Annotated in this window: 14 protein-coding genes; 5 read left to right on the top strand and 9 right to left on the bottom strand. The window is 39.2% G+C overall.

What is annotated here, in order from left to right; translation table 11 throughout:
* Positions 1 to 86: 86 nt before the first annotated feature.
* Positions 87 to 3,191, bottom strand: a complete 3,105-nt coding sequence (locus AB6M99_RS02530) for a DNA polymerase III subunit alpha (protein ID WP_369351063.1) — start codon at positions 3,189 to 3,191, stop codon at positions 87 to 89.
* Positions 3,192 to 3,534: 343 nt separating this feature from the next.
* Between AB6M99_RS02530 and AB6M99_RS02525 the strand changes: the two genes are divergently transcribed.
* The 3 genes from AB6M99_RS02525 to AB6M99_RS02515 are packed head-to-tail and all read left to right on the top strand — an operon-like array spanning position 3,535 to position 5,398.
* The gene (locus tag AB6M99_RS02525; RefSeq protein ID WP_121835911.1) at positions 3,535 to 3,909 is read left to right on the top strand and encodes a GntR family transcriptional regulator; all 375 of its coding nucleotides are present in this window, start codon (positions 3,535 to 3,537) and stop codon (positions 3,907 to 3,909) included.
* Positions 3,902 to 4,600: an ABC transporter ATP-binding protein gene (locus tag AB6M99_RS02520; protein ID WP_121835912.1), complete on the top strand. Its 699-nt coding sequence runs from the start codon at positions 3,902 to 3,904 to the stop codon at positions 4,598 to 4,600. Before AB6M99_RS02525 ends, AB6M99_RS02520 begins: the two co-directional genes overlap by 8 nt.
* 9 nt (positions 4,601 to 4,609) lie before the next feature.
* A complete protein-coding gene (locus AB6M99_RS02515) occupies positions 4,610 to 5,398 on the top strand; it encodes a hypothetical protein (RefSeq protein WP_121835913.1) in 789 nt (262 codons plus the stop codon).
* Between the two features lie 92 nt (positions 5,399 to 5,490).
* Here AB6M99_RS02515 and AB6M99_RS02510 read toward each other — a convergent pair whose 3' ends face one another.
* From AB6M99_RS02510 to AB6M99_RS02500, 3 genes are all read right to left on the bottom strand, one after another.
* On the bottom strand, positions 5,491 to 6,831 hold the full coding sequence (locus AB6M99_RS02510) for a hemolysin family protein (protein ID WP_121835914.1): 1,341 nt from the start codon (positions 6,829 to 6,831) through the stop codon (positions 5,491 to 5,493).
* A gap of 666 nt (positions 6,832 to 7,497) precedes the next feature.
* Positions 7,498 to 7,704 carry a cold-shock protein gene (locus AB6M99_RS02505; protein ID WP_121835915.1) on the bottom strand — a complete coding sequence of 69 codons (207 nt, stop codon included), beginning with the start codon at positions 7,702 to 7,704 and terminating at the stop codon, positions 7,498 to 7,500.
* A 685-nt stretch (positions 7,705 to 8,389) separates the two neighbouring features.
* Positions 8,390 to 8,479, bottom strand: coding sequence for a type I toxin-antitoxin system Fst family toxin (locus AB6M99_RS02500; protein WP_121835916.1), 90 nt, complete (start codon positions 8,477 to 8,479; stop codon positions 8,390 to 8,392).
* Between the two features lie 216 nt (positions 8,480 to 8,695).
* Between AB6M99_RS02500 and AB6M99_RS02495 the strand changes: the two genes are divergently transcribed.
* Positions 8,696 to 9,862 (top strand): IS30 family transposase, encoded by a 1,167-nt coding sequence (locus tag AB6M99_RS02495; protein WP_369350352.1) that lies wholly within the window; start codon positions 8,696 to 8,698, stop codon positions 9,860 to 9,862.
* Between the two features lie 437 nt (positions 9,863 to 10,299).
* Here the strand turns inward: AB6M99_RS02495 and eno are convergent, their stop codons facing one another.
* Positions 10,300 to 11,607 (bottom strand): surface-displayed alpha-enolase, encoded by a 1,308-nt coding sequence (gene eno / locus AB6M99_RS02490; RefSeq protein WP_121835917.1) that lies wholly within the window; start codon positions 11,605 to 11,607, stop codon positions 10,300 to 10,302.
* A gap of 183 nt (positions 11,608 to 11,790) precedes the next feature.
* On the opposite strand from eno, the gene AB6M99_RS02485 reads away from it, so the two are divergent.
* Complete coding sequence (locus tag AB6M99_RS02485; RefSeq protein WP_121835918.1) at positions 11,791 to 12,576, top strand: ABC transporter ATP-binding protein; 786 nt, start codon at positions 11,791 to 11,793, stop codon at positions 12,574 to 12,576.
* A gap of 11 nt (positions 12,577 to 12,587) precedes the next feature.
* Here AB6M99_RS02485 and AB6M99_RS02480 read toward each other — a convergent pair whose 3' ends face one another.
* Genes AB6M99_RS02480 through AB6M99_RS02465 form a run of 4 tightly spaced genes read right to left on the bottom strand, consistent with a single transcriptional unit; the run spans position 12,588 to position 14,957 of the window.
* Positions 12,588 to 12,875 carry a bacteriocin immunity protein gene (locus AB6M99_RS02480; RefSeq protein WP_121835919.1) on the bottom strand — a complete coding sequence of 96 codons (288 nt, stop codon included), beginning with the start codon at positions 12,873 to 12,875 and terminating at the stop codon, positions 12,588 to 12,590.
* A gap of 5 nt (positions 12,876 to 12,880) precedes the next feature.
* A complete protein-coding gene (locus tag AB6M99_RS02475) occupies positions 12,881 to 13,435 on the bottom strand; it encodes a class I SAM-dependent methyltransferase (RefSeq protein ID WP_121835920.1) in 555 nt (184 codons plus the stop codon).
* 25 nt (positions 13,436 to 13,460) lie between these two features.
* A complete protein-coding gene (gloB, locus tag AB6M99_RS02470; RefSeq protein WP_121835921.1) occupies positions 13,461 to 14,162 on the bottom strand; it encodes a hydroxyacylglutathione hydrolase in 702 nt (233 codons plus the stop codon).
* Positions 14,163 to 14,171: 9 nt separating this feature from the next.
* Positions 14,172 to 14,957, bottom strand: a complete 786-nt coding sequence (locus AB6M99_RS02465; RefSeq protein WP_121835922.1) for an aminoglycoside 3'-phosphotransferase — start codon at positions 14,955 to 14,957, stop codon at positions 14,172 to 14,174.
* Positions 14,958 to 14,978: the final 21 nt, after the last annotated feature.

Below are 14,978 nucleotides of genomic sequence, written 5' to 3'. Positions count from 1 at the left end.
TACCCTGACACGGATTTCCACTGGTTGTTAGAGGTTTTATCAGATTAACTTCCACTTTAACAGACGGTGGAAGTTAGTTTGGGAATTTAGCGAAAAATCGTTTTCATAACAAATAGTTTGAGCTCTTCGATTAATTTTTGAGATTTTCGGACACGGTAAGCATTACTTTGCAAGGTTTTTTTACTGTCAACGTAATGAAGAACGACTGGTATTTCACCTTCATATTTGCTCAAAATTTCTGAAATGTGCTTATCCTGTTCATGATTGGCAATCTGGAGCCAACATTTTTCAAGACTAGGTGGATTAAGGCTCTGCAAAATCATTTGTACCCTGTCGTCACGGACTTGCATGCGTCCTTTGAAAAGGAAGATTGCTCCTTCTTGTAAGGCGCTCTGCCATTTTCCATAAGTCTCAGGAAAGAGAGTAATATCGAGCTTATGGCGGGCATCGCTGACTGTGAGAAAGGCCATCTGCTCACCTTTTGTCTTGGTCCGAATAATGCGAATGGTCTCAATCTGAGCGAGGACTGTCCCTTCAGTGTCTGCGACTAATTGCTCAATAGGTGTAAAACTTCCCTGTAACTCTCTGCGCAAAGCATCAAGCGGATGAGGGCTAATCCCGACTCCTAAAAGCTCTTGCTCCATACGGTATTTTTCAGTGACAGAATAATCCTCAGCTATCAACCAAGAATAGGAAGAATCCGCAAAGAGACTACCCAATTCGTTGACAAAGGTAAAGAGGTGTTCCAAATTCACTTCAACTTTACGACGGTTAGGTTCAAACTCATCAAACAGACCAATATGAACTAAAGGCAACAATACTTCTACCTTCTGATATTTGCTCGGTAATTTTTCTAAAAAGTTTTCAATACTCTGATAAGGACGATTATCAACAATCCAAAGGGCTAAATCTCTTGGAATTCCCTTGACTGTTTTTAGTCCCAAAATAATTTGCCCATCCGAAATTTTATCGTGATAAGGCGCTGAGTTAAGCGATAATTTTCCAAGTTTAAAATCGGCTTGGAGAGCATCCGTGATATAATCACTGCTTGAATAATTCAGCATCACATCATAGAAAATATCTGGGTAATGCACCTTGAAATAAGCCAGTTGAAAAGCAAGAGCTGAGTAGGCATAAGCGTGACTGCGGTTAAAACCATAGCCAGCAAATTTTGCCATTCGTTCAAATAACTCACGCGCCACCTGTTCAGGTCTACCCAGTTCTCTCGCACCTGCTAAGAAATCAGCTTCCATTAGCTGCATTTCATTTTTATCCTTTTTAGACATAGCACGGCGCAACAAGTCTGCTTTTCCTAGCGTAAATCCTGCATAAACCTGTGCAATCTGCATGACCTGTTCTTGATACAGCATGATACCATAGGTTGGTTCTAAAATAGGAGCCACAATCGGGTCAATCAAGTCTACCTGTTCACGACCAAACTTTCGCTTGATAAAATTATCAATATAGTCACTAGCTCCTGGACGGTTCAAACTGGTCGTGGCAACCACTTCCTCAAATTTTTCAGGCTTAACCCTCTTCAAGAGCGAAATAGCTCCTGGTTGTTCAAATTGGAAAATCCCCTTGGTCTTACCAGCTGCAAACAATTCTAGCGTTGCTTTATCTTCAAGGTCTATGGCTTTGATATCAATGTCCTGACCATAATCTGACAAGACTTTTTCCTGCATTTTTTGGACAAAGGTCAGATTTCTCAGCCCCAAGAAGTCCATTTTAAGCAGTCCATTGGCCTCAATAGATGGCGCATCATACTGCGTAATCATCATATCCTCGCCAGATTTCAGCGGAATGTGATTGGTCAAATCATCGTCACTCATCACGATACCCGCCGCATGGATAGAGGTCTGTCTAGGCTGTCCTTCGATTTTTTTGGCAATGGCAAAGCTTTTAACATATTCTGCCTTACTATTGATCAATTGTCTGAAAGACATATTTTTTTCATAGACACTTGTCAAGGTATCTCTGAAACCAATTTTTTTAGTCACATTGGACAATTCGTATTCTGGCACACCGAATCGTTTTAAGACATCGCGAATGGCCTGCTTAGCACCAAAGGTTGAAAAGGTCACAATCTGGGCAGAATGTTGACTACCGTAACGGTCACGAACGTAATGTAAAAATTCAGAGCGATAAATATCTGGCAAATCAATATCAATATCAGGCATAGAATAGCGTTCTTCATTGAGGAAACGTTCAAAAAGAAGGTTATTTTTAACCGGATCAATCCCTGTGATGTCTAAAGCAAAGGCAACAAGACTACCAGCTGCAGACCCACGCCCCATCCCCATATAATAACCTTGACTACGCCCAAACCACAGAAGATCCCAGACAATCAAAAAATAGTCGTCAAAGCCCATTTTATGAATAATGGAAAGCTCTTGGTCTAGACGTTCTTGGTAAATCGAACTGATCAAACCTTTCGCCACTAGACCAGCTTCCGCACGCTCACGTAGTTCTTCTACTGCTGCTCGTTCACGATTAAACCGTGGCAATTTGAGATTTCTATCAAACTCATAGGAAATATCCTTGACTAATTCTGATAAATTCTCCAATGCCGTTGGAAAGCGTTCCGCAAAAATCTGTTCCATGGTCTCTGGAGCGTATAAGCATTGATTGGCAGCTGGCGGTTCCACATCTTTTAGGGCAACATTTTCCCTAATCGCGTGTAAAACTTGTAAGGTTTCACGGTCTTCATTTGAAAAATAGCGAACGGTATGAAGAGGGATAAGTGGTTTTTCATAAGTCACTTGAGGACTATCCGCGTCCACACCAATCATATAGTCACAATTTAAAGAGGCACCAACATCCAAAAATGCCACTGGTAGGATAACCGTAACTCCCTGCAATAGCTCTGAAAAAACAGTCCAGTCCGTTTCCCCCATCATCCGCTGACTGGATATTTTCAAAAGACTATGATAGCCCGCAGTATTTTTAGCAATGAGCTTGAGAGAAATTTTCTGCTCTGCTATGACCACGGACAAGTCTAATCCTAAAACGGGAGTGAGGCCCGCTCTTGTTGCCTCCTGTATAAAAGAATAGGCACCATAAAGGCTATCTTTATCCATGACGCCGATGTGCGTATAGCCCAGTTCCTTGGCTTTACGAATGTAAGTTGGCAAGTCAACCAAACTATCTAAAAAACTATAAACGGTTTTCGTATCTAAAGGGACAAACATGCCAACCTCCTCTTTGTTTTTACTTCATTATACTACAAAGCAAGCCCCTCATAAAGTAATAGCTCACCCGTTTTGGAGCAAGACGCCACAATAGCAGTCATTTCCCCACAACTGATAATAGCCGTTCAAATAACTAGTACAATAGCGATATTATATTTGACAAATGCACTCCTAATACGTATTATAGATATAGTACAAAAATAGTTTCACTAACCCAATTATTTTATAAAAATCTAATAGAAAGGAAAGAGACTATCATTGTCTTAAGACTTGAGATTTTGAAGTATACACTTCTTATCACACAATCCCTAGACAATTTAACCATCTCTTTGTGACTTGCTTTATGGCTTGGAAATTCGACGAAAAGTCTCCTATCTATGCCCAAATTGCTCAGCATGTCAAAATGCAAATCATCAGCAATCAGGTTAAAAGTGGTGACCAACTCCCAACTGTCCGCGAATATGCTGAAGAAGCTGGGGTTAATCCTAATACTATGCAACGCGCTTTTACAGAATTAGAACGTGAAGGTATGGTCTATTCGCAACGCACTTCTGGACGCTTCGTCACCGAAGATACCGATCTCATTGCTGAAAAACGGTTAGAAGTTGCTCAATTAGAATTGAAAAACTTTGTCAATAACATGCAAAAAATCGGTTTTTCAACAGAAGATATTGTCCCTGAATTAACGCGTTTTTTGAAGGAGAATGCATATGAGTGATTTATTAAAACTACACCATGTTACAAAAACATATGGTTATCAGGTTGCTTTAGACGATGTGACCTTTAGCCTACCAGCAGGAAAAATCATTGGACTTCTCGGGCCAAACGGTAGTGGGAAAACCACTCTCATCAAACTCATTAATGGCCTACTGCAACCGGATAGCGGTGAAGTCGTGATTGACGGATACCATCCTTCAATTGAAACTAAAAAGATCATCTCCTATCTTCCTGATACGACTTATCTTGATGAAAATATGACTACCAAAGCAACACTTAATCTCTTCCAAGATTTTTATGCTGATTTTGACCGCGAGCGTGCTGAAAAACTGTTGAGCGATTTAGGGATTGATCCTAATAAACGCATTAAGACACTCTCTAAAGGAAACAAAGAAAAGGTTCAACTCATCCTTGTCATGAGCCGTCGAGCAAAACTTTATGTCCTTGATGAGCCAATCGCAGGTGTTGACCCTGCTGCTAGAGATTACATCTTGCGTACCATTATCAATAACTACTCTGAAGAAGCTTCTGTGATTATCTCAACACACCTTATCGCAGATGTGGAACAAATCCTTGATGAAGTGGTCTTTCTACATAATGGTCAAATCACCTTACAAGGAAATACGGACGATCTCCGCTTTGAACACGGTCAGTCCATCGATGCTCTCTTTAGAGAACACTTTAGAGCTTAGGGGGTCACTATGTTTGGAAAACTATTAAAATATGAAATCAGATCAATCAGCAAATGGTACCTCGGGTTACTATTCATCACCTCTTTAGTTGCTATTGCTGCAGGCAATTACTTGAAAAATTTTATTACCACTATCACCAATGCTTCTACTAACTATAGCGTTGGTTATCAATTTGGAAGCTATTTAAGAGATGAGGTCATGTTTCTTCTCTTATTAGCTACTTTATTTGGTTTAGTGATTGCAATCACGATAGCGTCTTATGTGATTATCATTCGTCGCTTCCACGCCAGCATTTTTAGCAGACAGGGTTATCTCACCATGACACTTCCTGTCTCTACCCATGCCATTATTTTAAGCAAATTACTAGTCGCAACACTCTTATTTGTCTTCTCTTATCTCATCTTTGCTATTATTATTTTAGCATTCGTCATCCCAAATATTGGATGGAATAATATTATAGAAGGATTCAAGGAAATCATGTCTCAAATTCTTCCATATTACTCCCCTCTCTGGGTTGCTCTTTGGAATCTGGATGCTTTCCTATCTACCATTGCGGCTGTTTTATTAATCTATCTTGCTATCTCTATCGGGCAACTCTTTAATAGCCATCGTACTTTAATGGGATTTGTTAGTTATGGTGTTATTATGCTAATTCATACACTCATTTCTCTTCTTCTCTCATTTACGTTCGCTGGTACCAGCTTGATTTTAGCTCAACTGGTTTTCACGATTGCACTAATGATTAGTACATACTTTGTGACACACGCTATTGTCAAATACAAACTCAATCTTGAGTAATAAACTTAACAAGCTAATAATAAAAGGCCTGTGGTCAATGTTCAAAGAAACAGTGACCATAGGTCTTTTTATAATATAAATTGTTGTTAAACTTATTTCTGACTGTCTTCTTCCAAAACTTCAATTTCGGTTAAAATCAGTTTCAACTTGGTAACACGGCCGTCTTTAACCTTATCGTTAACCAATATTAAATGCCTATTGCCGTTATCTAATTCGTAGATTTCTTTGCTCTCTTGACTTGGAATAGTTCCAACACCAGTTAGGTAGAAGCCAGCAATAGTATCCACACTATCACTCTCAAGTTCTGTTTCAAAATATTCATTAAACTCATTGAGTGTCATGTTTCCTTGAACAATGTAGGTATTTTCAGCAATTTCACGGACGAAAACTTCAGATTTATCACTCTCATCATCAATCTCACCCACAATTTCTTCTAACAGATCTTCTAAAGTCACCAAGCCAGCCACTCCACCATATTCATCTAATAAAATAGCTAACTGCCTCTGGCTATTTCTAAAAGCCGTCAAAAGATCATCAATGAAAATCGTTTCAGGGACAAAGAGAGGCTCCTGCATGATGCGACGAAAATTCAAGTTTTCAAATCCTTGATTAAACGCAGCATTGAGAAGATTTTTAGTGTGAATTAGACCAATTACCTTGTCCTTATCACCATCGTAGACAGGGACGCGTGAAAAGTTTTGCTTGAGAATTTCTTGAATGCTTTCTTGAGTGTCCGCATTAATATCAACCATGAAGGCATCCGTACGAGGTACCATCACCTCTCTTGCCAACATTTCATCTAACGAGAAGACCCCTTGAAGCATTTCAATTTCATCAGCATCCAAACTTGCCTCACTTTTAGTCAATATGTACTCAATCTCATCACGGGTCATCTGCTCATCCGCATCATCAAAATCCATCGGAGTAATACGACTTAAAAGATTGGTCGATGCCGACAAGAGCCAAACAAAGGGACTCACAATTTTACCGATAAAAAGGATAATCGGTGCGGAAATCACCGCCAGATTTTCCTTTAAATTCATGGCGATACGCTTAGGATAAAGTTCACCAAGAACGATTGAAATATAGGTTAAAAAGATAAGCGATATCGCAGAACCAAGCGGTGCAGCATATTGAAAATTCCCCAACCATCCTGCAATAACTTGACCAAGAGAGGCTGACAAACTAGCCCCTTGTAAAAGCGAAATGAAGGTAATCCCGACTTGAATGGTCGATAAAAAGTTATTCGGATTTTCCAAAACCTTGACAAGACGGATATACTTCGCCTCCCCCTCTTCAGCTTTCTGTTCAACACGAGAGCGATTAAGAGAGACTAGCGCCATCTCAGAAGCTGAGAAAAAGGCATTAAGAAATGTTAAAAAAATCAATAAAATAAATTGAATAACTAAGGACTGACTACTAGGGTCTTCCATGAAAACTACTCCTAAAAAATAATATAGTATTGTCATTATAGCATATTTCTACTATTTTTGATAATTTTTCATAGCAATAATCAGCAAAAACAACTTTTCCTTAGAACATAAATGAAACATGTAAACCACCATTAAGTGTGATATAGTGTTTTAGCTTTAAAATAGTAAACTCGTTTAAGATAAAATGTCTCAGTCACAATGAATTCTTCTTCAATATATGGTTGCTTTATAATATTTTATTGCTGATATTTTCTGCAATCATTACGAGCGACGAAGTCGCCACAACTAGCACTTTCCGCAGTGGTGATAACACTAAAACTAATAAGTTTTAGTGTGAAGGGGTTGGCAAGACCTAGGCTTGCCAAGAAGGAATGGAACTCTGTAGGAGGTCGCTTCCGCCCCACACCACATTAGGAGAAGTGCTAACAAAAATACTAAATAAAAACTAATTGACTTTAATCCCCGTTAGAAGGTACTTGTTTTTATTCTAGTGTACAAGCCAAACACAAGTTCTCAACTACGGGCTCTACCTATTGCCTCTAGCAGTCTTACTCTAAGGAAGAATACTGCTACATCAAATTGTCAAATATCTAAAAGACTGAATATTATTTTTCCCGCTTCAAACTCATCATAAAAGAGCTCAGAATTTTCTAAGCTCTCTATTGATTATTTAGCAATTTTAGTGATATTAACAGCTTGCAATCCACGTTGCCCTTGCTCAACTTCAAACGTCACTTTTTCACCATCTTCTAGGAATTTAAAGCCATCAGTTTGAATTTGTGAGAAGTGTGCAAAAACATCTGCTCCCTCTTCTTGTTGGATAAAACCAAAACCTTTTTCTTTATCGAACCATTTTACTGTACCATTTACCATTTTGAGTTACCTCTTTAAAAATTATTTGCAAAAATATTTAAGAGGAAAAACAAAAGATAACTAATACTTAAACTCAAAAAAATTATTTACATCCTCTAGTATAACGGTATATTATTTAAAAGTCAAAGATTTTACCTGTTGTGCTAATTATTTTCTTTTTTAGCAATTATCTTTGTGTGATACGGGGCTCTTCAAAGATCTGGAAGACCTTTGAAGGTGGGAAATGAAGCTGGCAAAGTCAACATCAAAACCTCCTACGGAGTTCCATTCCTTTTTAGCAAGCCTAAGTCTCCTTCGCTCTCTTGTTTCTAAGCTTAGGCTGAAAGTGATGAGTGTGGCGATTTTGTCGTCCTTGATTACTACTTCTGCATATAGCTATGCTGTTTAAGTGATATCTATGTAAAATAATAGTGTTCGGCAGCTTCAGATACCTCTATTATTTGTATCGCAAGTTTGTTAAAATCAATTAAACTAGCACAATAAGTAGATTTTATCTTTATCATCTCATACTCCATTAAATAGCAATTTCTCAAATTATGAAACAGCAATCAATAATCTTTAATTATTTGACAAATAAAAGCCTTGTGGGGTATAATACAGATAAGAAAGTTGTGAAGGACGTTCTTATATAACTCAAAAAACCCCAACGTTGCAGCGTTGAGGGTTTTATTTTTGCCCCTAAGGGTTACTTGTCACGGTTATTTAACCAGTATTCAAACAGTACAATAACAATACCGCTTGATACGGTGACAAGAAAGGATGTGAAGGCATCCATATATAACTCACCTCCCTTCTAGTTTGAGGGGGCAAGGCTTATTATAACAAAACACTAACCATTAAACAATATCATATCAAGGGGGGCTTAGTCTAAAAGTTACGGTAATTTCCCAAAGTAATTTCCACTTTAGCTTTCGAAGTGGAAATTAGTCTAAAACGGATTTTTATGGTGGAATTAAGTCTGAGACGTTTGTGTTAGAAATGAGTCCTTACTATGACAAAATATAAACACCTTACCCTCTCAGACCGCAATGACATCCAACTTGGCTTAGAACGTGGAGAAACCTTCAAAGCCATTGGACAAACTATCCTAAAAGATCCTACTACCGTTTCCAAAGAGGTCAAACGTAACAGACAGGTCAGAACCTCTACCAGTGATGGGCTTCCTTGCCCTCTCATTGATAAATCCCCATTTGTCTGTAACGGATGTCCTAAGAGAAGACAAAATTGTGGCTACAAGAAAATCTTCTACCTCGCTAAACAGGCTCAAAAACAATACGAACAAACCCTCGTTGAGGCTCGAGAAGGAACACCTCTCAACTCTCAAACGTTCTGGGATATGGATAAAGTCATTTCTGATGGTGTGAAAAAGGGACAACACATCTATCACATCCTTAAAACGCATAACCTTGATGTCAGTTCCTCAACCGTCTATCGACACATCCGTAAAGGATACCTTTCTATCGCTCCTATTGATCTGGCTAGAGCTGTAAAATTCAAAGAAAGGCGCAAATCTATCCTGCCTTCTATCCCTAAAGAAGCTAAAAAAGGGCGTTCTTATGAGGACTTCCAAAACTACCTGACACATAGACAACTGACCTCTTGGCTTGAAATGGACACCGTTATTGGACGGGTTGGCGGAAAAGTATTACTCACCTTCAATTTGTCTTTCTGTAACTTTATCTTCGCTAGACTTCTGGACAATAAAACCGCTCTTGAGGTCGCTAAACACTTCTATGTCATCAAGAACACACTTTATGAGGCTGATAGAAATTTCTTCGATGTTTTCCCTATCATTCTTACAGATAATGGCGGAGAATTTGCCAGAGTTGATGACATCGAGATGGATATCAGAGGTGAGATTAAACTATTCTTTTGTGACCCTAATCGCTCTGACCAGAAAGGAAAAATTGAGAAAAATCACTCCCTTATTCGCGATATTCTACCAAAGGGAACTTCTTTTGATAACTTAACTCAGGACGATATCAACCTAGTCTGTTCTCATGTCAATAGCGTGAAACGCGCTGCTTTGAATGGGAAATCAGCTTATGAGCTCTTTACCTTTACCTATGACGAAGAACTGGCTAAACTTCTTGGCATTTCCTTAATTCCCGCAGAAGACGTCTGTCAGTCCCCAAAATTACTCCAACATAAATTCTAAAAACTAATCTAAATATAAGCCACTCAAACGTCTCACACTAACTTCCACCATAACGGAACTTAATCTGAAACGCTTTCAGATGAGGGGATTTTGTGTACCCTTTTTTCACCTAAATTCGCCTAAAAATGCAATAAAATCAACCATTATAAAAACCAGTGGAACTTACCCTGACACGGATTTCCACTGGTTGTTAGAGGTTTTATCAGATTAACTTCCACTTTAACAGACGGTGGAAGTTAGTTTGGGAATTTAGCGTCTAAAAGTTACCCTCTTACTATACCCAATTTTCGTTAGGGGTAGTAAAAAGGGTAGTAAATTATAAAAAACACCCTAGGATGACGCCCTAGAGTGTTGATTTATCAAGTTTTCTAGCCCTTTTTTACTATTCCTCACTCGCTTATTTTCAAGCTCGGGATAAAATAGTCTAACAGACTATTTTATTTTTTAAGGTTGTAGAATGATTTGATTCCTTTGTATTGAGCAACTTCACCAAGTTGATCTTCGATACGAAGCAATTGGTTATATTTAGCAATACGGTCTGTACGTGACAATGAACCAGTTTTGATTTGTCCTGCGTTAGTTGCAACTGCGATGTCAGCGATTGTTGAATCTTCAGTTTCACCTGAACGGTGTGATACTACTGCAGTGTATCCAGCTTCTTTAGCCATTTCGATAGCTTCAAAAGTTTCTGTCAAAGTACCGATTTGGTTAACTTTGATAAGGATTGAGTTAGCAGCATTTTCTTTGATACCTTTTGCAAGGTATTCAGTGTTTGTAACGAAGAAGTCGTCACCAACCAATTGAACACGTCCGCCAAGGCGCTCAGTAAGAGCTTTCCAACCATCCCAGTCGTTTTCATCCATACCGTCTTCGATAGTGATGATTGGGTATTTGTTAACCAATTCTTCAAGGTAGTCGATTTGTTCTGCAGATGTACGAACAGCAGCGCCTTCACCTTCGAATTTAGTGTAGTCATAAACACCACGCTCTTTGTCGTAGAATTCTGATGACGCACAGTCAAATCCGATCATGATTCCGTTTTCGCCAGCTTCGTAACCAGCAGCTTCGATAGCTTTAAGGATAGTTTCTACACCGTCCTCAGTTCCTTCAAATTTAGGAGCGAAACCACCTTCGTCACCAACAGCTGTAACAAGTCCGCGTTCTTTAAGGATTTTCTTAAGAGCGTGGAAGACTTCAGCACCCCAACGAAGACCTTCTTTGAAAGTAGGTGCACCAACTGGCATGATCATGAACTCTTGGAATGCGATTGGAGCATCTGAGTGAGATCCACCGTTGATGATGTTCATCATAGGAGTTGGAAGAACTTTAGTGTTGAATCCACCAAGGTAAGTGTAAAGTGGCACTTCAAGGTAGTCAGCAGCAGCACGAGCTACAGCGATAGACACACCAAGGATAGCGTTGGCACCAAGTTTACCTTTGTTTGGAGTACCATCAAGAGCGATCATTGCACGGTCAATACCTTGTTGGTCGCGAACATCGAAACCGATGATTGCTTCAGCGATAACGTTGTTTACGTTGTCAACTGCTTTTTGTGTACCAAGACCAAGGTAACGTGATTTGTCACCATCGCGAAGTTCAACTGCTTCGTGCTCACCAGTAGAAGCTCCTGAAGGAACCATACCGCGTCCGAAAGCACCTGATTCAGTGTAAACTTCAACTTCAAGTGTAGGGTTACCGCGTGAGTCTAGGACTTCGCGAGCGTAAACATCAGTAATAATTGACATGTTATTACTCTCCTTATAGGTTTTTATTTTACTTGCCTATTTTATCATAATGTGAGACTTTTAGCAAATTAAAAAAACTAGCGATAAAATTCCTGTATTTTATATTTGCCTTATTTCCCAACCTTTTTTCTGGATTATGATACAATGAGAATCAATCTATCTGAGATTTAATAGGGGTGTTTTATGGCAATTATTTCATTTGACAATGTCAGCTTTAGACAACAAGGAAAAACTATTTTAAAAAATATAGACTGGCAAGTTGAAAGCGGACAAACATGGGCTATTTTAGGATTAAATGGTTCTGGTAAAACAACTTTACTCAAACTACTTATGGCTGAGCACTGGGCTAGTCAGGGGCAAATCAGTGTTCTTGGAAAACAATTTGGTAAAGAAGATATGACTGCTATTCGGACTAAAATTGGCATTGTTGGTTCTTTCATTTCTGAGCGCCTTCCGAAACACATGATGGCCGAAAAAATTGTCTTGACAGGTAAGTACAAATCTTCTATCCTTTACAAAGCCTATGAGGATAGCGACCTTGCAGAGGCGAGAGATATGTTGATTTCGCTCGGCGGTGAGCACTTATTGGGCCGTATCTACGCCAGTCTGTCTCAAGGTGAGAAACAATTGTTACTCATTGCACGCAGTCTAATGGAAAACCCTGACATTATCATCCTAGATGAAGCGACAAGCGGTTTAGATCTCTTTGCTCGTGAACAGTTACTAGCGCAGATTGGCAATATTCGTCACCTGCCTCATGCCCCAACGATTATCTACGTGACTCATCACGCGGAGGAAATTACTCATGATATCAGCCATGTCCTTCTTTTACGTCAAGGACAGATTATTGCCAAAGGTTCAAAAAAAGATATCCTCACCGAAGATATCTTATCCGATTTTTATCAAAATCCTGTCCGTGTTATTCCTATTGATGATAGCCGAGTATATATCCATCCTCAAAAAGGTTAGGATTAGCACATTTATAAATCTTCTAGACCTATCGCAAACAGACGATAGGTTTTTTCTAATTCCAGTAGATAAGTTGACAGATTAACCAATTCCTTAGGAGCTCGTGAACCAAAGGAAAGCAACTCAGGAACGGTATAGCGATTCACACGACTGGCTAAAAGATAGAGATTCTCTTCCTTTTCTAACCCTTTGGCAAACTCTAAAATCATCTGCTTAAGTTCCTCTGAAATTTGTCCTTTAGGTAAATTGTAAACCGCACTAAGGTGTTTATAAAAATCATCTTTAGTTGCTTTAATCATAACCGTTATTCTCCTTTCAACTTCTCAATCATCACCAAAAACGGTGGGGTATTGATTTGATTTAGTGGCTGATACAGCATAGCAGTAAATGCTGTCTGGTCTAGTGTCTGCACATAATCTAGCACCGCATCTTTTTCCATATCGCCACCTTCATGACCATAATAAATCATAATCGCCACGCGCCCACCGACTTCAAGTTGTGCTAGGATTTTTTCGATGGCTAACAAGGTCGTATCAGGTTTGGTAATGACTGATTTGTCTGCACTTGGTAGATAACCGAGATTGAAAATGGCAGCGCGGATAGGTTCGGATACATAGGTGTCTATATGCTGGTGTCCATCTAAAATCAATTCTGCATTATCTAGTCCAAGCTGCGCCAAGCGCTCAGTCGTTTTCTGCACCGCTTGTTCCTGAATATCAAAAGCATAGACTTTCTTAGCTAAACCAGCAAGAAATGCTGTGTCATTGCCATTTCCCATGGTGGCATCTACTGCAATGCTATCTTTATCTAGCACCTCTGCTAAAAAATCATGCGAGAGGTGAATGGGGCGTTTTATCATCATTGGTTTCCTTAACTATTCTATATTAAAAATTGTCCCTTAAATGTCTCAGTCTTGTGAACTCAGCGACGTCTGCTGCCATAAGAAGGCGATTGACTTGTTTTTCGACCCCTATAGTGGATGGCAAACTTGGGATACCTTTGCCCACTTTGAGCTTCATTTGCTCATAGTAATCTTCAGTAAACTCGTCTGAATTTTGTGATAGGCTAAATCGCAAATTCGTCAAAGTGTACTCATGACCAGCATAGACTTTCACCTCATCTGCCAAATTTCTGAAGAAGGTCATGGATTGATACTGAGCATTATAATCCCCTGTAAAAACTCTTCCACACCCTGCTGAGAAAAGCGCATCGCCACACAAAAGATGTTCCTTATCAACAAGGTAAGAAATGTGTTCCTCCGAATGACCAGCCGTTAAAAAGACATCAATTTGCGACCCATAGAGCGCAATACCGTCACCATCTTTCAGGACAGTGTCCACCAAATGGCTAACTTCTTTGGGTCCGTAGGTTTTAACATCAGGGTATTTGGCCACAATCTCACCAATACCATCCACATGGTCCGAATGCACATGCGTGATTAAAATAGCACCCGCTGTCAGCTGATTTTCCTCCAAATAATCTAGAACAGGCTGAGCCTCTCCTGGATCAACGATAATGGCTTCGTCACCTTGTGACCATACCCAAATGTAATTATCAGCTAAAGCTGGAATTGCTGTGATGTTCATAAATTCTCCTTACCCAAACACTTCAAAATAGGCAATCGCCTCTAGTAGTTCTAAATTGATATTTTCCCGACCGTAAGAATCTAAAAAATAGTCCCGATAGCGATTGGTTTGTAAATTAAAAGCTAATGACCACACTGCCCAAAATAAATCAATATGCTTGTCACCCAAACCAGCACTGTCCCAATCAATCATAGCCTGGAACTGCCAATTGTTTAAGATGATATTAGGCAAGCAAAAGTCTCCGTGAATCAGCGTATCCGTTTCTAAATAGGGAGAGTACTCCAAAACCTTTTTATATGCACCGCTCCTATCAATTTGCTTTTGATGTGAAAACAAATAATGAGGATCAAAATTCCCTACTTGATAACCAACTTCTACAGCTTTCAAATACTCTTGTGTCCGATTTCCAACCAAGTTCTCATCAACTTCCAATGCATGCAATTGTTTCATGGTTTCTGCCAGTATTTGACAAAGCCTCTTTGGGTTTTCCAAAAATTTTTTAGAACTCGCATCGTCTCCAACAACCTTAGCAGTCAGCAGCCAATCTTGGTCATCAGACACATAATCTAAAACATTTTGAGCAAGCCCCTGCGAAGCGAAGTAGCGTGTTAGAGCCACTTCTTTCTCTAAACTTCCCTTAACTGCCCTTTTCAGGAAATAACCTTGGTCCTTGTCAATAAAATAAACACGAGCAGCTGATGAACTGCTACTATCGTAGATAACACTATTTTCCATCAAATAATCAAAAGCTTTTGGAAATCGTAATTCTTCTAACGTTATGATTCTTTTCTTCATATATTTCTGATTAATATCATT

Source organism: Streptococcus hillyeri (assembly GCF_041081565.1).
GTDB lineage: Bacteria > Bacillota > Bacilli > Lactobacillales > Streptococcaceae > Streptococcus > Streptococcus hillyeri.
This window is presented reverse-complemented; position numbering and strand designations above follow the sequence as displayed.